We start from the raw sequence: 19,494 nt of genomic DNA on the forward strand, positions 1-19,494 counted from the left end.
TATTAATCAGCAAGAATTATATTTGTTAAAAATTTGCAAATACCCCTATGCAGAGATATTTAGTATTCTTAGTGCTTTCACTTTTATTATTGTCGACCTCGTGTATTTCTACAAAAAAGTTATCTTATTTACAGGAAGAGAAAGCTAGTGTGGATAGTATCGTTGAAGTTCACCGTTTAAATAAACCTTATCGTGTGCAGGTAGGGGATCTTCTGAGTATACGAGTAAAAGCTTTAGATCAGGACATTGTGGGGATGTTTAACCCTATAGATGAAGGTAATGTTAATGCTACAGGAGAAGAAAGAATGTACTATGATGGTTTTTCTGTAGACGAACATGGTAATATTCGAGTACCTACTTTAGGTGAAGTAAATGTAATGGGCTATACAGTTGAAGAAATTAGGGAGCGAATAGAAGAGCGACTTTTATCTGAATATTTTAAGCAAGAGGCTAATATTTTTGTTACCGTTAAATTGGCAGGAATACGCTATACGACTATAGGAGAGATAGGTGCCGGTAGTAATGTTTTGTATAAAGAACGTGTTACTATTATGGAAGCTATTGCAAATGCAGGGGGGATAAGTGATGTAGGGAATCGGGAAGATGTCAAAATTTTACGGCAATATCCGCATGGGGAAGAAGTACATCATATCGATCTTACAAATTTGGATGCCGTAAAAAGCGAATATTATTATATTCAACCAAACGATCTAATTATTGTAGATCCATTACCGCAAAAATCATTGGGTGCGGGAACTACAGGGATAGAAAGTTTTAGAACCATAGGAACCGTAATCTCTTTAATATCAACATCAATATTACTTTTTACAAGATTTTAGATGGCGCATGAAGAAGATCACATATCAGATGTTGGTTCCACCTTCGATTTTAAGGGCTTTGTTCTTAAAGTTATAAGTTACTGGAAGCTTATTTTATTCTCTATTACGGTAAGTCTGGCAGTAGCTTATTATAATAATGTGCGAAAGTTACCGGTTTATCGCTTAGAGAATTTAATTTCTATAAAAGATGATCAAAATCCATTTTTTACCAGTAACACCAGTTTGACGTTTAACTGGGGTGGAACTTCAGATAAAGTAAATACGGCTATAACAATTTTAGGGTCCAGAACACATAATGAAGAAGTCGTAGAGCGGCTGGGATTTTATATAGATTACAAAGAGGATGGTGAGTATCAAAGAGTAGATGCCTATGGTAGCACCCCTTTTGAGGTTATAGCAGATACCAGCAAGTTTCAGGCTATTGGTATAGATTATACCGTTCAGATTGTAGACGATGAACATTTTAATATTTCGGCTGCTATTCCAAATAATTTTACGGTTCAGTCTTATGGATCAAAAGAAAAGGAAGGAAGAAATATTGGGGAAACAGCATTCAATAAGCAATTTCAGTTTGGTGAAAAAATCAACACTCCATTTCTAAATGCGGTTATTGCGCGTAATGACAATGCTTTACAACAAGGTGAAAAATTTTATATTAGTTTTTTAAATTTTGATTCGGCGGTGTCCAGATATAAAAATGTTGCGGTAAAGCCAGAATCTAATGGAGCTTCCGTATTACAATTGGCTCAAACGGGCAATAATAAGGCAAGAATAGTCGATTATCTAAATGGCTCGGTAAAAGTACTTAGTGATAATATGCTTGCCAGAAAAAATCTTTTTGCGACTAAAACTATTGCCTTTATCGATAGTAGCTTAAATGTAAAGTCCAGAGAATTAAGATTGGTAGAAAATGAGTTGAATTCTTATAAAAATGATAATGAGATTTTGGATATTTCGGCTGAAAGTCGACAATTATCATCTAAACTACTTGAATTAGACTCCAGAAAAGAAGAAATCGAACGCCAGTTATCGTATTATAGAACGCTGAAAACGTATCTTGAAACTCGTACTGATTATTCCAATATCCCCGCACCATCTGTAGCAGGAATAAGTGAAGGAAGTATTTCATCGGCAGTAGCCAGGTTGATTACGCTGGCTGAAGAACGTAGTAATTACCAGTATAGTTTGAAAGAAGGCGCTCCTATTTTTGCTGATATCGACCGACAGATAAATAGTGTAAAGTCGGTTTTACTCGAAAATATAAATAGTTCACGAGGTCTTTTAGAACAAGAGATCAGGGATGTGAACGGACGTATTTCGAATGCAGAAAAGCAAATACGGGAATTACCAAAGGAAGAACAGGATTTACTTAAAATTCAACGTAAATACAATATTAGTGAAAGTACCTATAATCTTTTTTTAGAAAAGCGAAATGAAGCCGGACTGATAAAGGCGGCGAATGTGAGTGATGTACTTATCATAGACAAAGCAAAAGATATTGGAGGTGGAAAGATAGGACCCAATACCCAGTTAAATTATGTAATGGCCGTCATGGTTGGGGGAGTTATTCCGTTGACCTTTGTGTTTTTACTGGTGTTTTTAAATACTAATATTCATAATGCGCAAGAGGTAGAGCGATTATCACCTATTCCTATTTTAGGAATGATAGGTAAAAGTAAAATGGATAGTAGCCTGGCGGTTTTTGAAAGTCCCAAATCCTCGATTTCTGAAGGGTTTAGGGGGCTAAGGTCTAGTTTACAGTTTATGTATAAAAAGCAGGGAGTAGAAGGTGCAAAAACATTATTGATTACCTCTTCAGTTTCGGGAGAAGGGAAAACCTTTTGCGCGATGAACATGGCAACGGTATTTGCGATGAGTGAGCGGAAAACAATCCTGGTAGGACTTGATTTACGGAAACCGAAAATCTTTGATGATTTCGGATTGAATAATGATCTTGGAGTAAGTAATTATTTAATACAGGATGCCACCTCTAAAGAAGTTATTCAGCACAGTAAGATTCCCTATTTAGATGTTATTACTGCCGGGCCGGTGCCTCCGAATCCATCAGAGCTATTAATGAACGACCAGATGGAAGTTCTTATAAAGGAACTTCGTGAAAACTATGATTACATTATTTTAGATACACCACCTATTGGCTTAGTTGCTGATGCTTTAAATTTAGTGAAGCATACAGATGCTACCATTTATATGGTGAGACAGGATTATACCAAAAGAGGTATGTTAGAGTCAATTAATCAGAAATATGCAAAGGGAGAAATAAAAAACATCAGTTTTGTATTAAACCACTTTGTGCATAGGGCAAAGTATGGTTACGGCTATGGTTACGGCTATGGCTATGGTTATGGTTATGGTTATGGTTATGGTTATAATCGTTATAATAATGGTTACGGAGAAGCGCCATCAAAATTATCTCAGCTTAAAAGATCGTGGAGAAAAATTAAGCAGAAGTTTGAGTAGGTCTTTAGTGATTAGTGAATTGTTAATGGTGAATAGTGAAATTAATTTAATTTTTTAATGGATCATAAGGATTTGGAAGTGTGGAAAAAAAGTATGGAACTGGTGGAGGTTACTTATAAAATTTCTGCCAATTTTCCTGTTAGTGAAATGTATGGTTTAACAAATCAGCTTAGAAGGGCATCAGTTTCAGTTGTTTCAAATATAGCTGAAGGATCTGGTAGGAATAGTGATAAGGAATTACTCTATTTTTTGAATGTATCCTTAGGATCTCTAGCTGAAGTTGAAACTCAATTTGAAATAGCATATAGACTTAATTTTATCTCGGATGTAGACGATACATTCCAACTAATAACTGAAACTAGGAAATTATTAATTGGTTTTAGAAGTTATATAAAGAATCGCCAAATCACTAATCACTAATCACCAATTGACTGAAGCTATGAATGATAATTGGTTATATGAAATTTCGCCGAAGCGAAAATTAATTAATCTTAATTTTCAGGAAATTTGGCGTTATAGGGACTTGTTGATTTTGTTCGTAAAGCGTGATATCACAACAGTTTACAAACAAACTATACTTGGTCCGCTTTGGTTTTTTATTCAACCTTTGTTTACTTCGGTTATTTATACCCTGGTGTTCAATAATATTGCTAGTGTTTCGACGGGGAATGTTCCAAATTTCTTATTTAACTTAACCGGAATCACAGCATGGAATTATTTTAATCAATGTTTTACGAGTACTTCTAATACCTTTAATCAAAATGCGGCGTTATTTGGAAAGGTGTATTTTCCCCGGGTTATTGTACCATTGAGTAAAGTGATTGCTGGTTTAGTGAAGTTCGGAATTCAGATTCTTATTCTAATTGTGTTCTATTGCTATTTTATTTATCAAGGAAGTTCAGTTGCTCCTAATTCTAATCTTATTTTATTCCCTGTATATGTCTTATTAATGGCGCTTATAGGATTGGGCTTTGGAATGATTATTTCCGCAATGACTACAAAGTATCGAGATCTTACCGTTTTAATAGGTTTTGCCACATCTTTATTAGTGTATATATCGGCTGTTCCATATCCATTAAGCCAGGTGGAAGCAAAGATGCCAGATATTGCCTGGATCGTTCGTTTAAATCCTTTAACGCAGATTATAGAGGGATTTCGATATATGATTTTAGATGAAGGGATTTTTAATTTAGGTTCGTTTCTGTATACCGTAGGAATAAGTATCATGCTTTTTATCATCGGCTTAATAATATTTAATAAAACGGAAAAGAATTTTATAGATACGGTATAATGAGTGTCATACTAAAAGCTGAAAATATTTCGAAGCAATACCGTTTAGGAACGGTAGGAACAGGTACATTAAGCCATGATTTTAATAGATGGTGGCATCAAATTAGAGGTAAAGAAGATCCTTATTTAAAGGTAGGAGCAGTAAATGATCGCTCGGCTAAAGCCAGCGAAGACTATGTTTGGGCCTTAAGAGATATTAATTTTGAAGTGAAAACCGGGGAAGTTTTAGGCATAATTGGAAAAAATGGCGCAGGCAAATCTACATTACTGAAATTATTATCCAGAGTTACTTCTCCGACTACAGGAAGTATTAAAACTAAAGGTAGAATAGCTTCCTTGCTTGAAGTGGGCACGGGTTTTCATCCAGAACTTACGGGAAAGGAAAATATATATCTTAACGGCGCTATATTAGGAATGACCAAGCCAGAAATCAAGACTAAAATTGATGAAATTATCGCTTTCTCTGGTTGTGAAATGTATATTGATACACCCGTGAAAAGGTACAGTAGCGGAATGCGGGTTCGTTTAGGTTTTGCGGTAGCAGCACACCTGGAGCCCGAAATTTTAGTAGTCGATGAGGTTTTGGCCGTTGGGGATGCTGAATTTCAGAAAAAAGCTATTGGGAAGATGCAGGATCTTTCTTCGGGAGAAGGAAGAACGGTGCTTTTTGTAAGCCATAATATGGCGAGTGTTCAAAATTTATGTACACGAGGTATAGTTTTGGAAAATGGGGAAACTTTTTTCGAGGGAAGTATAGGAGAAGCCATCAGTAATTACTTATCTGATAATAGAAGTAATCTTGCTTTTAATTATGATAATAGTAATTCAAATTATATAAAACATTTGAGGGTGGTTAATTCTGATAGTAACAATATTTTACTATCTGGTGACAAAATGATTTTTGAAATAACTGTAAATTTGGAGAAATTATCAAATCCTAATATACATATTGGTCTATATGATTCGAGAAGTGAGAAAATTATACATCTTTCAAGTGAGTTCAGTCCTAGGGAATTACTAGTTAAAAAAAGTCCACATAGATGTATTATCAATAAGAATCCATTGGCCGAAGGTAGGTATTCTGTAAATGTATTGTTACTAGATGGAAAAGAAAAAATTGAGCATATTGCAGATGTTTTGAAAATTGAAATTTTAAAAGGAGATTTTTACAATCAAGGTATTTTATACGAGAATATACCATCAAAATTTCTAATAGATCATAAGTGGGAATAATTTTTTTTGTATGGAAGAAATAAAAATACTTGTAGCAACAAGTCATTTAAATCGCTTAGGAGGATCTGTTACATTTACATATACTCTTATTGAAGAACTGAAAGAAAGATCTAATATCGATGTTGAATATTTTACCTTTGAAAAAGGGATAGTATCTGATAGAATTGAAAATGAATTAGGTGTTAATTTTAAATCTAGAAATAATTATGATTTAATATTGGCAAATCATAACACTATAGTAGAGAAGTTATATAGTCTTGGCTTTATAATACAAACTTGTCACGGGATATTCCCATCTTTAGAACAACCGTCATTTTTAAGTGATGCTTATGTTGTAATTTCACAAGAAATATTAAATCATGTTGGAAAGATAGATAAACCTATTAAATTAATTTATAATGGGATAAATTTAAAAAGATTTCGCGAAATTAGACCTGTTTCAAAAAAATTAAAAACTATTCTTAGTCTATGTCAATCGAGAGAAGCCAATCAATTTATTAAAGAAATATGTGATGACATAGGCTGTAATTTTAGTGAATCCAATAAATATGTCAATCCAGTTTGGGGGATTGAAGAATTAATTAACGATGCAGATTTAGTTATTGGATTAGGTAGGAGTGCTTATGAAGCAATGTCATGTAATAGGCCGGTTGTAATTTATGATAAGCGATCTTATTTTCCAGAATTTGGAGATGGATATATTTCTCAAAATTTGGGTTTGAGCTTAATTAAAAACTGTTCAGGTAGATATTTCAAGAAAAAAATTACTAAAAATGAGTTGCGCTTGGAAATTCTGAAATACGATCCTTTAGATGGGGTTTTTTTAAGAACTTTTGCTGAAAAAGAATTAGATATATCAAAAAATGTTGATGAATATTTAAGATTCTGGAAAGAAATTCTATCATCCCGAAAAGAAAAAAAGTATTATTTATTTAAATATAGGCTGAAAAAAGTTATTGGAAAAAAGCTATCTTTTTTAATATTTAGGCTAAAAAATAGAATTAGATGATTGTCATCGTTACCTACAATGGTCTAAAATGGATTGATAAATGTCTTCAATCTTGTGGAGATTTTCCTGTGGTTGTTGTAGATAATAATAGCTTAGATGGAACTATAGATTTTATAAAATTAAATTATCCAAAAGTTCATCTTATAGAACAGGATAAAAATCTAGGGTTTGGACAAGCTAATAATATAGGGATTTCGTATGCGCTTAATCAGGAAGCTCATTATGTTTTTTTATTGAATCAAGATGCTTATCTTACAGATAATTGTCTGAATCGATTAATAAAAATTCAGCAGAACAATACAGAATATGGGATACTAAGTCCATTTCATTATAAGGGAAGTTTTACGGGTTTAGACGATAATTTTGTAATGTATATGTCAAGATATAAGGTTTCCAGGGATTATATTTTTGATGCAAATGAGGGTAACATAAAGGAAGTCTATTCAATTCCTTTTGTAAACGCAGCAGGTTGGCTTATTCCTAAAAGAACGCTTGAAAGTGTAGGCTATTTTGACTCACTATTTTTTCATTATGGAGAAGATCGAAATTATTGTCAGCGCGTTTTATATCACAATATGAAAATTGGAATTGTTCCTGAAGCTAAAATGATTCATGATCGAGAATTTAGAGAGGTGAAACCTGTTTTGAAGTATTCAGAGGAGTATTATGACGAGTATTTGCGATATGCGAAAATTAAGTGGGCGGATATTAATCTTAAAGGCTTTGATGATGGTTTTTATGAGCATTTAAAAAAGTTACAATTAGATTATTTTAAGCACCTATTCAAGCTTAAATTTAAAGATGGAAAAGACTCTTTTAAAAAGTATAAAATTTTAAAAAGTTTGTATTTAAGTTTCAAAGAAAGCAGAGAACGAAATTCAAACAAATTTCAATAGTAGGTATAATGGAATCATATTTAGTTTCAGTAATCATACCCACATACAACAGGTCTCATTTAATTGGTGAAACCCTTGATTCTATAATGCTACAGACCTATGATAATTGGGAATGTATTATAGTAGATGATGGCTCTATTGATTATACTGCGGAGTTATTGGGATTTTATATTCAAATAGATGATCGCTTTAAGTTTTTTAAAAGGACAAAAAATTATTTATCAGGAGGAAATGGAGCTAGAAATTATGGTCTGAATTTAGCGAAAGGTGATTATATCATTTTTTTTGACAGTGATGATTTAATGACGAAAGATCATATTGAAGTTAAATTCAATGCAATAGTCAATCATAAAGTTGATTATGTAATAACCAGAACCAAATTTTTAAATTCTACAGACAAAAGTATGGATCGTTATTACAAATTTGATCAATATAAGGTAAATCCAAATAATTATATTCTTCAAAAAATAAATTGGTTAACTTATGATACCTTAGTTAAAGCATCCTTGGCAAAATCAATTTTATTCAATGAAAGATTACATACCGGGCAAGAATATAACTATTACTCTAAGTTAATATCTAAATCTACCCGTTGTACTTTTATAGATAAAGTTGTTACTTTAAGAAGAAAACATGCTAAATCGAAACAGGGAAAATTAAAACTTGAAGAGGATAAAATTAAAAGTTCTATTCCTTCAATTTGGGAAACATTTCTAGAACTGAATCCTTTATTAAGCGAAAAAACAAGAAAGCATCTTCTCTTTAAAATTTTAGATGCAAATTATCACAGTAAAGAGACCATTATTCCTAATTTAGATAAATTTAAAAAGAAATTAGCTATTGAATTTCCGGGTAGTGTAATTCTTTTTTCCTTAATGATGTTTTCTAAGCGAAATTTCAATAAAGGATATTTTTTAAGAAACCTTTTTAAAAGAAAACTATTAAATCATTGAATTCTTTAGTCTCTATAATCATCCCTACCCATAATCGCGTTCATTTAATTGGTGAAACGCTAGAATCTGTGATAGCGCAAACCTATAAAAATTGGGAGTGTATTGTAGTGGATGATGGCTCCAACGATTATACTGATCAACTGATGGAATTTTATTGCGAAAGAGATGCCAGAATTCAATTTTATCATCGACCAGCTCATAAACCAAAAGGAGCAAATGCCTGTAGAAATTATGGATTTGCTTTAAGTAAAGGCGCGTATATAAACTGGTTTGATAGTGATGATATTATGCATCCTGAAAAATTGACTTTGCAATACTTTGCAGTTGTTAAGCATGATTTAGATATTCATATAAGTCAAAGTATTTACTTTAAAAGAACTATTTCAGATGATAATTTGAATGAATTAAAATCATTTAACTTCGAAAGTGATTTGTTTAATGATTTCATTAGTTATGTCTTGAAATTTTTTACACCATCTTCTTTAATAAAAAGGGATTTTTTAGAAAAACAACAAATTACTTTTAATGAAAAATTACATAGAAATCAGGAATTTGAGTTTTATATACATGTATTAGCGAATAAGGCTAAAGTTACATTTTCAGATAAAGTATTGACATTTGTAAGATCACATAGTTCTTCCATAAGTTTTTCTGGTTATGCCAAAGAAAAAGCGATGTCTATTTTTTATTCTAACTTTATTATTTTACAAAAATATCCTGATAGGATCAATCAAAAATCGATTGCTGTAGTTAAAGATAGAATCATTACAGTCTATTCCTCCCTATTGATAAACAAAGATTTCGATTCGGCAAAAGAAATTATAGATAGGCTTAGTCAATCTTTACTTACAAATAATTTGTATCGTTTAAAATTTAAATTAGCTTATTTTTCATACAGATTTTTTAATGGTGGGAATAAAATTTTAAGATTTTAATATGGATAAAACAATAGCTATAATAATTCCCACATTTAATCGAGCACATTTAATAACCGAAACTATAAAATCCTTTAAAGATCAAACGTATAAGGATTGGGAAATTTTCATTATCGACGATCATAGTACGGATAATACAAAAGCTGTAGTCGAAGAGATTAAAGATGATAGAATTAAATATTTTTTAAGGTCAAAAGACTATAAAAAAGGACCCGCAGGAAGTAGAAATTATGGGATATCATTATCGAATGCTGAATTTGTATTAATATTTGATGATGATGATATAGCGCATCCCCAGTTACTCGAATTTTCTTTGCATTATTTAAAATCTGAACCTACAGTAAATTTCTGTCGATATAAAAGAGGAATTTTTTATAAAGAGAATAAACCTACTCCAGCAAAATTAAAATTATCAGAAACTAAAAAGAGTTATTTCAATTATGCTCAAATTCCTTTAATGCTGGATAATACCATACCATTTAATACCTGCGCTATATTATGGAAGAAAGAATGTATGAAAAACCAAATGTTCAATGAGGATTTGTTTTATTCAGATGAATGGGAGTTCTATTATAGAGTCTTAAAAAATAATTGTTCAAAAGGTATCCTAATCGATCAAACTTTATTTTGGGCTAGAAAGCATGAAGTTTCTAGTACCAATAATTTTGATAAAGGGAATAAATTATATCTAAATTCAACCAAAAAGGCTTTAAAATTAGTTTTGGAGGATTTGCCAAGCGATTTTAAAACTGCGGCGCTTTTTAAATTTTACCTGCGAGAATCGATACGATTAAAGGATGAGAAATTATTACATATCTTATTAAAAGCGTTTAATTTGCCTCCTATAAAACGTTTAAAGTATAATTTAGGATTTAAACTCTATCCTGTTCTACAGCCCTTTTTTAAGTTAAAATCTAAATTGATGTAGTTTGAAAATACTTGTTTGTTTTGGTACGCGGCCTGAGGCTATTAAAATGGCTCCAATTTGTAAAGAGCTACAGCAAAGAAATATAGACTTTAAAGTGTGTGTGACGGGACAGCATAGGGAAATGTTGGATCAGGTTTTGGCATTTTTTGAGATTACTGCCGATATAGATTTGAATCTGATGGAGAAAAATCAATCTCTTAATCAATTAAGTTCGAAAATTTTAAAGGATATGGATGCTATCCTGGAACAAGAAAATCCCGATTTAGTTTTAGTTCATGGAGACACTACTACTTCCAGCATGTGTGCAATTGCAGCATTTCATAGAAATACCAAAGTCGCTCACATTGAAGCTGGTTTAAGAACTCATAAAAAATATTCACCTTTTCCAGAGGAAGTAAATAGACAGTTAACTTCAAAGTTAGCTGATATTCATTTCGCACCAACGCATGCTGCTAAAAAAAATCTAATCAATGAATTAATAGATGAAGAATCTATATTCATCACCGGTAACACAGTTGTTGATGCGCTACTATTAGCAGAAAGAAAGTTGAGTACTCATGAAGATTATTCGGCTGAAATTAGTTCGAAGATTGATTTTAGCACTAAAACAATTTTAGTCACCGGTCACCGAAGAGAAAATTTTGGTAAAGCTTTTGAAGAAATTTGTGAAGCGCTTTTAGATTTAGCGAATCTAGGATTTCAAATAGTTTTTCCGGTACATTTAAATCCCTTGGTAAGAGAAGTAGTTTACAGAAAACTAAATCACAATAAAATATTTCTTATTGATCCGGTTAGCTATCCAGTTTTTATCTGGTTAATGAAGAATTGCGATTTAATAATTTCAGATTCCGGAGGCATTCAGGAAGAAGCTCCTACTTTTATGAAGTATGTTTTAGTAACGCGAGAGTTCTCGGAACGTTTAGAAGGGGTTGCAGCAGGATTCTCTATTGTTGTAGGTCATAATCGTCAACTGATCGTAGAAAAAGCTATAGAAGCTTTAAACTCGAAAAAGCTTGAGCAAAAAAAAATGGTGAATCCTTATGGTGAAGGAAACGCATCTAAGCAAATTGTAGACGTAATTTTAGCTACTTAGAATGAATAAAAGAATACTCGTAGTTGTAGAAAATATTGATGTTAATAAGAGTAGTGGAGCTAAGGCAAACGTGGCGCTGATTAAAAATTTGGTGCTATGTGGTTATAAAGTTCTCGTTCTACATTACACACTAAAGCAAATAGAGATTGAAGGAGTTGAATGTGTTGCCATCAAGGAAATTAGATCGTCAAGAAACTTTATAGCTAGTCGATTCGAGCGGTTATTACGTTATAAGTTCAAGATTGATATTCACGAATATCTTGAGAAGATTTGGGGATTCTCTTTTACACTGTTTAATGATAGAAATAGTATTATAGAAGCTATTAAAAAGATTGATTTTGCGCCAGATTTGGTTTTTACTTTGAGTCAGGGAGGAAGTTTTCGTCCTCATCATGCGCTTTTAAAATTATCAGAATTTCATAATAAATGGGTGGCCTATATTCATGATCCATATCCTAGGAGCACTTATCCTAGACCATATGACTGGGTTGAACCCGGGCATAAAAGGAAATGGGAATTTATGAAAGATATATCTAAAAAGGCCGCATTTCCTGCATTTCCTAGTAAATTACTTCGCAATTGGATGGGAAGCTATTTCAGGGAGTATTTGGAAAAAGGTATTATAATTCCGCATCAAATTGATAATTCTCTTATTGATAGTAAATCACCAAATGTAAAAGGATGGGATCCATTAAATTTTAATATTTTACACGCTGGTAATTTATTAGGAGCGAGAGATCCATCAAAATTGCTAAATGCATTTTACCAGTATTTACAAAAACATCCCGAAAGTACCTCTGAATGTTGCTTGTATTTTGTAGGAGGAATTAATAAATATAGAACTTTGTTTGAAAAATTTAGATCCAAAACTAAAAAGATTAAATTTATTGATGAAGCTTTACCTTTTTATACTGTTTATAAAATGCAACAACAAGCATCAGTAAATGTAATTCTAGAGGCAAAGTCAGAGGTTAGTCCATTTCTTCCTGGTAAGTTCCCTCATTGCGTAGCTGCCGATAAGCCTATATTTTCTTTAAGTCCATACTATAGTGAAGTTAAAAGGCTGCTTGGCAAAGAATATCCATATTGGACAGAAATAGATAACGAAAAAGAAATATTTAGTTTTATTCAAAAATGCCATAGCGACTGGAAAAAAGGAAATAATCAATTAAATAGACCAGATTTAAAAGAGTATTTATCTGAATTTTATTTGAAAGAAATCTTAGATAAATTAATGCTATCCTTATGAATCAACCGCTCGTTTCAATAATCATTCCGACTTTCAATCGTGGAGATTACCTAGTAGAAACAATAACTTCAATAATAAATCAGAGCTACAGGTGTTGGGAATGTATAATAGTTGATGATCACAGTACCGATAATACTTCTAATATTGTAAAAGAGTATTCAAAAAAAGACTTGCGTATAAAGTATGTTATGAGGCCTTCTGAACGTAAAGGTGGCGGGAATGCTGCCAGAAATTATGGTTTTGAAATTAGTAAAGGAAAATACATATGCTGGTTTGATAGTGATGATATCATGTATAAAGAAAATATAAGATACAAGGTAGAATTACTTGAGAACTATCCCAATTTTGATTATTGTATCAGTAAAGTAAAATATTTTGATCACATTTTTTGTTACGAGAATCTCTATAGCGAAAATAACGAATTTAATATTGGAACCAATCTTTATAGAAATTACATAACAGGGAAAATCTCAATTCTGAATGTAAATCCACTCTGGAGAAGAAAAATTCTTTTAGGAAAAATACTTTATGATGAAAATATTAGGCAATTGCAAGATTTAGATTTTTTCTCAAGAATTATTTATACAAACCGAAAAATAGGAGCTATTGATAAGGATCTAATATTTATTAGAAGAAAAAATAATTCTATTACTACAGCCAATAGTAAACAAACTATTGATGTTCCTTCCTTTTTATTGGTTAAAAATCGAATTATTAATAGAACCCCAGAAGATAAAGAAATCATTTTATTTTCTTTAAAAACTGTTTTATGGTGTATGCGTTTGAAAATGAGTGAGCGTGACTATAAAAATTCCAGAAAATGCCTTAAATTATGCTTAGAAAATCGAAATAAATTAAGTTTATTTATGAAAGTTAAAATATATCGAATTTCAGTTTTTTATTATTTTTTTGAGTTCTTAAAGATAGGGGATACAATGTTTAAAACTTTCCTAAAATTTTAATCAATGTTGAGTATAGTTCTTACCTACAGGAATCGAAATCTTACGATAGTTAAAAAATGTTTAGACTCTCTAAAGAACCAAACTAATTCTAAATTTTCCCTATATCTTATCAATTACGGGAGTTCTGAAAAATATACATTAGAGTTAGAAATACTGATTAAATCTTATTCTTTTGTGAAGTATATATCTGTTAGCACTCATTTACAATTATGGAACAAAAGTAGGGCTATTAATATAGCGCTGAAAAAATGCGATACCCCCTATTTTTTAATGGGAGATATTGATCTAATATATCATCCGGAAATGGTAGAAAAATGTATTAGATTAATAAAAAAATATGACAGTGTCTATTTCAAATACGCTTATTTAAATCAAAGGGAATCTTCTAAATCTGGTTCTTTCTTTGATTTTCAGCCTTCATTTTATGGAAATTCAGAAGTTACTGGAACTACTTTATATCAAACCGAAATATTAAAAGAAATCAACGGCTATGATGAGTTCTACCATGGCTGGGGGGCGGAAGATACTGACGTACATTTGCGTCTAAAAAATGCAGGGTATTCAGTATACTTTTATAAAGCGGAAATTTTGGTTAAGCATCAATGGCATCCCAAGGATTATCGAAGCAAAAAGAGCACATATCCTTTTCATACTATGCTAGAGCGTACTAACCATCAATATATGTTGCAAAATGATCGAATGAAAACGGTAAAAGCAAATCTTAATTTTAATTGGGGTAAAATGCCTTCAGAAAAGAACATTCTAGCATTAAAAGAGTCGTTTGAGAAACTCGAAATAAGCTCCGAAATAAGTCAAATAGATGCTTTTTTAACTGGTGTTTTACCTCAATTAAAGTATGGACTAGAAATTAATATTGTTGAAAATAAACAGTCCTCGAGTATTAAAAATAGGTTTAAAAAAATTTTAGGAAAAAAACATATTGAAACGTATGACATGGCATATATTAATAATAGAGTTCTGGAGGAAATTATAAAATGTCATCGTCTTGCTTCTTATACATATGATATTGATTGGAACAGAAGGGTAATACATCTAAAAATAATTCCAGATGCCTAGAAAAAGAATTTTAATGGTTGCAATGCCAAGTCTACATTTTTATAGATGGGTCCAGCAATTAGAAAATAGCAATTTTGAAGTTTCTTGGTTCGATATTACTGGTTCCGGGGGGAGTATAGAACGTATTGATTGGGTGCATCAAATTACGGAGTGGAAATTACGATGGGATTTCCCAGGAAGAATTTTCATAAAATCGAAATTTTCGAGATTATACAATATTATTGGAAGATTGAATGAGCGCTCTGTTACTTCTGAATTTGAAAAAGTTCTTAAAACTTTTAAGCCAGATATAGTGCATTCTTTTGCACTATATGTCTCTTGCTCTCCCATCTTATCAGTTATGAGGAGACATAACGGATTAAAATGGGTCTATAGTTCGTGGGGAAGCGATCTGTATTATTACCAAAACGTTCCTGAATATTTAAAAGATATTCAGTTAGTATTATCCCGGATAGATTATTTATTTACTGATTGTAAACGTGATTTAAAAATAGCGAAATCGCATGGATTTAAAGGAGAATTTCTCGGGGTTTTTCCAGGCGGTGGTGGCTTTAAATTGGAAGAATTAACTAAATATAAAGAGAAACAAGAAAATAGAGATAGTATTTTGATTAAAGGATACCAAGGACGATCAGGTCGAGCCATACCTGTATTACAGGCAATTTTGGAATTACAAGAAGAACTTAAAGAATTCAAAATTATAGTGTTTGGAGCAGATCCCGAAGTTGTAGAATATTCTAAAAAATCAAATTTAATGAGTTGGGGTAATTATGAGATTTCCGAAAAGATATCTCATATAGATGTATTAAAATTGATGGGAAAATCAAAAATCTATATAGGCAATAGTAATTCTGATGGAATGCCAAATACCTTGTTAGAAGCAATTTGTATGGATGTTTATCCAATCCAATCTAATCCTGGTGGAGTTTCGGAAGAAATTATCAAAAATTATCATAATGGTCTCTTAATCAAAAATTGTGATGATTCTAATGATATCAAATTACTTATAAAGATTGGTTTGAAGAGCTCTATGTTTAGGAGTAATAAACATATAAAAGAGAATCTTTCGTACGATACTGTGAGAAAGCTCTGTTTGGAAAAATATTTAAAGATTTACAATGATTAAAGTTTTTAAAGCTTCTAAAATGAGTTATACTCCTTTTGATAACTTTGAAAAAGGAGATATTGATTTTCTATGTAAGAATGGGATAATTTTTACTGATTCTGTTCGAAATGCAGATATTATTGTAAGTGATCATATTAAGTATTTAAAGAAGTATTATTATAGATACTTGGCAGGAAGAAAGTTATTATTATGGACTAATGAGCCGAGATTTGATCTTTCGTTCGAAGATATTACTAATCATTACGGATTAATTAAAATTCATCATATGAATATTTATACAAAAAATGTTTATATCAATAATTTGTCATTTCATGCGAAATTGATGAAAGAGCATCTGCACTATCTCCATGATGATTTTAAATTTAATAGTCGTAAAACAGTTGCTTTAATGTCATATTACAAAGGTTTGCATGCGACACCAATATTCTGCAACGGAGAAAACATTGATTTAATTGCAGTACGTTCTAAGATTGCGCTAGTAGGAAGTGAATTAGGTCATTTAGATGTTTTTGGTAAGGGATGGCCTAATAATATTGCTATCGAAGATTCTAGAATTGGTAATTGGACAAGAAGGAAAAAAGAAATATTAAAATACTATCATTTCAATTTATGTTTTGAAAATACTTCATGTTTTAATTACATGACAGAAAAAATATGGGATAGTATAGAAAATTATTGTTTACCGATTTATTATTCTAAAAACACTAATGCTTACGAAATATTTCCTAAAAATAGTTTTATTGACTACGCTGATTTTCAAAACCCCGATGAACTTTTTCAGTTTATAAAATCGATTTCAAAAGAAGAGTATATTTTGAGGATAAACAGGTGTATTAAAGTTTATAATGATATATACTTGAAGGGAAAAGAATATCCAATAGAACTTAGAAAACAAGTTCTTAGTGCAATTATAGAAAAAATGAATAAAATTGTAAAGTCTTAAAAAATGGCAAAAATTCGGCTTTTCTGGTGGAATGAAATAATCATTCAAAATAAAACTAAAGAAAATTATGGAGATCTCTTAGGTAAGTATCTCGTTGAAAAAATTTCAGGAAAACAAGTTGAATTCGCATGGCCTAAAAAATGGAATTATAAAGATTGGTACTCTCCTATATACTTTACAATTGGTAGCATTCTTGCCAATGTAAACGAAAAGTGTATTGTTTGGGGAAGTGGCATAATAAGTAAGGATTATAAGGTCAAGGATGCTAAGTTTTTAGCGGTTAGAGGTCCTGAGACATTTAAATTTTTAAGAGAAGCTGGCTATCAAGTACCAGAAATCTTCGGTGATCCTGCCTTATTACTTCCAGATTATTTTAATCCGAAAGTCGAAAAAAAGTATAGATTTGGAATAATTCCCCACTATAACGATTATAAACAGGTAGAAAATTGGTTCAATGATCTAGAAGATGTTGTGGTTATCAATTTAATGACCAATGATGTGGAAAGAACAACAATAGAAATTCTGGAGTGTGAAAATATCATTTCGTCATCTCTACATGGTATCATTGTATCACATGCTTATAATATTCCTGCGGTTTGGCAGAAATTTTCGGAGAATGTATTTGGGGATGATATTAAGTACTTAGATTACATGGAATCGGTAAATATTTCATTTTATAAAAGCATTGCCAAAACTGAACCCTTTACATATGAAGAAATTGAAAATATTTTTAAAATATATCCGGTTCTACCAGAATCTAGAATAATTAAGGATTTAAAAAATGACCTAATGTCTGTTTGTCCTTTTTAATGCTAATAAAGAAATAAAGTTTACCAGTTAACTCTCCAATCTATATGATTTTTATGATTTTTGCAGGATTACCAGATACTATATTTTTATTAGATTCGACGGAGTTTAAAACTACGCTACCTAGTCCTATGAGATTGAGATCATTTATACGAACGCTTGGACCTATTGAGCAGTTAGAAGCTATACAAACGTTATTTCCCACATTAATAGATAAATTTTTTTTCAATTTTGTTTTGGTAGATCCATGTGTCCAAAATTGACTATTTCTACCAGCGATCCAAGTATTATCACCTATGGTAATATTACTATAAACATCGAAATAATGATAATTCATTATCCGGGAATTTCTGCCAATGAAGTACCCCCATTTGTTAGGACAGCTTAGCTGCTAAATTAAGTTCTATTTTTCATTTATCAAGCAGCCTTTCTTTCTTGTTTTAAATATCGGTTATAAGGTATTTCATTTTCTATTCCTTGATGTCTTCTTTGATGGTTGTAAAAATCAAAATAGTTACTCAGTTGCCGATATAGACCTACTCCTGATTCCGGTGGATTAAGGTAAATGTTTTCATATTTCACACTTCTCCATAGCCGCTCTATAAAAACGTTATCTATTGCTCTTCCTTTACCGTCCATACTGAGTCTGATATTCTCTGAGAGTACGCTATGAGTAAAAATCTCTGAGGTAAACTGACTGCCCTGATCGGTATTAAGAATTTCCGGCTTCCCGTGGAGACGGATAGCTTCTTCGACAGTTTCTTTACACCAATGGGCATCCATTGAATTTGATATCGACCAGTTCAACACAAAACGATTATGGAGGTCAATGATGGCTACCAGATACATAAAGCCTTTTCGCATGGGAATGTAAGTGATATCGATGGCCCAAACCTGATTGGGACGATCTACTGTGAGATTCCGTAATAAGTAAGGATACACTTTATGTTCTTTATTTCGCCTGGAGGTATGTTTCCCTGGCATGATGGCTCTAAGTCCCATTATCCTCGAATAAAGTCGTTCTATGCGCTTTTTATTAATCTTATATCCTTTGGAGGGTAAGCCAGGTATGCATTCGTCTGGCTCCTTTAAACGGGTGATGGGTATAATGTTCATCCATTAAACGCATAAGTTCCAGATTAAGTTTACTTTCTCCCCGGGTTTTGTAATAAAGACCACTGCGGTGGATTTGCAATAGTTTACATTGCCGCTGGAGGCTAAGTTTTGAATGACCCTTGCTTATCATTGCTCTACGCTCCCCTAAAGGTTTTATCGCAAGGCGTTTTTTAAACCTGCCTGACGGCAGGCAGGAAATCATTCTCCACTTTAAGCTCTCCAATTACTTTAAGAAGCTGGTCTTTCTTTTCTTCTTCCTCTGATTTTTTTGATTTTTCACCTTTGGAAAAAACTGTATCAGCCTCCTTTAGGAAATCTCGCTTCCAGGTATTAATCTGCTGAGGGGTGATTTCGAATTTTTGTGCTAGTTCCTTGACTGTTTGTTGCTCTTTCAAGGCTTCAAGGACTACTTTCGTTTTAAACTTTGAGGTAAACCTGCCTGCCGGCTGGCAGGTTTACTTCTTGTCATAATACAGTAAAATTAAGGTTATTTTTGAACTTAACTTACTGTCCTAATTTTGGGGGATAATCAGTATATTCGAATTTTATTGGAACAACAA

The 19,494-nt window shown here is 31.9% G+C and carries 18 protein-coding genes and 1 pseudogene; 17 read left to right on the top strand and 2 right to left on the bottom strand.

Translation table 11 applies throughout. From position 1 onward, the window contains the following. Positions 1 to 47: 47 nt before the first annotated feature. From ZPR_RS05215 to ZPR_RS05295, 17 genes are read left to right on the top strand one after another with little or no spacing between them, the layout of a single operon-like run. Entirely contained in the window at positions 48 to 839 is a 792-nt protein-coding gene (locus ZPR_RS05215; protein ID WP_041578702.1) for a polysaccharide biosynthesis/export family protein, read from the top strand. Next, complete coding sequence (locus ZPR_RS05220; protein WP_013070589.1) at positions 840 to 3,317, top strand: polysaccharide biosynthesis tyrosine autokinase; 2,478 nt, start codon at positions 840 to 842, stop codon at positions 3,315 to 3,317. A 57-nt stretch (positions 3,318 to 3,374) separates the two neighbouring features. Further along, positions 3,375 to 3,737: a four helix bundle protein gene (locus ZPR_RS05225; RefSeq protein WP_013070590.1), complete on the top strand. Its 363-nt coding sequence runs from the start codon at positions 3,375 to 3,377 to the stop codon at positions 3,735 to 3,737. Positions 3,738 to 3,756: 19 nt separating this feature from the next. Then, entirely contained in the window at positions 3,757 to 4,608 is an 852-nt protein-coding gene (locus tag ZPR_RS05230; RefSeq protein WP_013070591.1) for an ABC transporter permease, read from the top strand. Next, positions 4,608 to 5,840, top strand: a complete 1,233-nt coding sequence (locus tag ZPR_RS05235; RefSeq protein ID WP_013070592.1) for an ABC transporter ATP-binding protein — start codon at positions 4,608 to 4,610, stop codon at positions 5,838 to 5,840. Before ZPR_RS05230 ends, ZPR_RS05235 begins: the two co-directional genes overlap by 1 nt. A 10-nt stretch (positions 5,841 to 5,850) precedes the next feature. After that, positions 5,851 to 6,849, top strand: coding sequence for a glycosyltransferase family protein (locus tag ZPR_RS05240; protein ID WP_013070593.1), 999 nt, complete (start codon positions 5,851 to 5,853; stop codon positions 6,847 to 6,849). Next, positions 6,846 to 7,745, top strand: a complete 900-nt coding sequence (locus tag ZPR_RS05245) for a glycosyltransferase family 2 protein (RefSeq protein ID WP_013070594.1) — start codon at positions 6,846 to 6,848, stop codon at positions 7,743 to 7,745. Before ZPR_RS05240 ends, ZPR_RS05245 begins: the two co-directional genes overlap by 4 nt. An 8-nt stretch (positions 7,746 to 7,753) precedes the next feature. After that, positions 7,754 to 8,698, top strand: coding sequence for a glycosyltransferase family 2 protein (locus ZPR_RS22430; RefSeq protein ID WP_083759738.1), 945 nt, complete (start codon positions 7,754 to 7,756; stop codon positions 8,696 to 8,698). Then, positions 8,695 to 9,633 carry a glycosyltransferase family 2 protein gene (locus ZPR_RS22435; protein WP_049771420.1) on the top strand — a complete coding sequence of 313 codons (939 nt, stop codon included), beginning with the start codon at positions 8,695 to 8,697 and terminating at the stop codon, positions 9,631 to 9,633. The genes ZPR_RS22430 and ZPR_RS22435 overlap by 4 nt, the downstream gene beginning before the upstream one ends. A 1-nt stretch (position 9,634) precedes the next feature. Then, positions 9,635 to 10,561, top strand: coding sequence for a glycosyltransferase family A protein (locus ZPR_RS22440; protein ID WP_013070597.1), 927 nt, complete (start codon positions 9,635 to 9,637; stop codon positions 10,559 to 10,561). Position 10,562: 1 nt separating this feature from the next. After that, positions 10,563 to 11,654, top strand: a complete 1,092-nt coding sequence (gene wecB, locus ZPR_RS05265) for a non-hydrolyzing UDP-N-acetylglucosamine 2-epimerase (RefSeq protein WP_041578703.1) — start codon at positions 10,563 to 10,565, stop codon at positions 11,652 to 11,654. Between the two features lies 1 nt (position 11,655). Beyond that, positions 11,656 to 12,903: a glycosyltransferase family protein gene (locus ZPR_RS05270; protein WP_013070599.1), complete on the top strand. Its 1,248-nt coding sequence runs from the start codon at positions 11,656 to 11,658 to the stop codon at positions 12,901 to 12,903. Then, complete coding sequence (locus ZPR_RS22870) at positions 12,900 to 13,865, top strand: glycosyltransferase family 2 protein (RefSeq protein WP_083759740.1); 966 nt, start codon at positions 12,900 to 12,902, stop codon at positions 13,863 to 13,865. The genes ZPR_RS05270 and ZPR_RS22870 overlap by 4 nt, the downstream gene beginning before the upstream one ends. Positions 13,866 to 13,868: 3 nt before the next feature. Next, a complete protein-coding gene (locus tag ZPR_RS05280) occupies positions 13,869 to 14,942 on the top strand; it encodes a glycosyltransferase family 2 protein (protein WP_013070601.1) in 1,074 nt (357 codons plus the stop codon). Next, positions 14,935 to 16,068: a glycosyltransferase gene (locus ZPR_RS05285; protein WP_148211657.1), complete on the top strand. Its 1,134-nt coding sequence runs from the start codon at positions 14,935 to 14,937 to the stop codon at positions 16,066 to 16,068. The genes ZPR_RS05280 and ZPR_RS05285 overlap by 8 nt, the downstream gene beginning before the upstream one ends. Then, positions 16,061 to 17,011 (top strand): glycosyltransferase family 10 domain-containing protein, encoded by a 951-nt coding sequence (locus ZPR_RS05290; RefSeq protein ID WP_013070603.1) that lies wholly within the window; start codon positions 16,061 to 16,063, stop codon positions 17,009 to 17,011. The genes ZPR_RS05285 and ZPR_RS05290 overlap by 8 nt, the downstream gene beginning before the upstream one ends. 3 nt (positions 17,012 to 17,014) lie before the next feature. Continuing rightward, positions 17,015 to 17,821, top strand: coding sequence for a polysaccharide pyruvyl transferase family protein (locus tag ZPR_RS05295; protein ID WP_013070604.1), 807 nt, complete (start codon positions 17,015 to 17,017; stop codon positions 17,819 to 17,821). A 414-nt stretch (positions 17,822 to 18,235) separates the two neighbouring features. Here the strand turns inward: ZPR_RS05295 and ZPR_RS05305 are convergent, their stop codons facing one another. Both ZPR_RS05305 and ZPR_RS05310 read right to left on the bottom strand, forming a co-directional pair. Beyond that, the gene (locus ZPR_RS05305; protein ID WP_013070605.1) at positions 18,236 to 18,934 is read right to left on the bottom strand and encodes an IS3 family transposase; all 699 of its coding nucleotides are present in this window, start codon (positions 18,932 to 18,934) and stop codon (positions 18,236 to 18,238) included. 170 nt (positions 18,935 to 19,104) lie between these two features. After that, a pseudogene (locus ZPR_RS05310) lies at positions 19,105 to 19,359 on the bottom strand (helix-turn-helix domain-containing protein); the annotation flags it as partial. Positions 19,360 to 19,494 lie beyond the last annotated feature (135 nt).

It is taken from the genome of Zunongwangia profunda SM-A87 (genome assembly GCF_000023465.1).
Taxonomy (GTDB): Bacteria; Bacteroidota; Bacteroidia; order Flavobacteriales; family Flavobacteriaceae; genus Zunongwangia; species Zunongwangia profunda.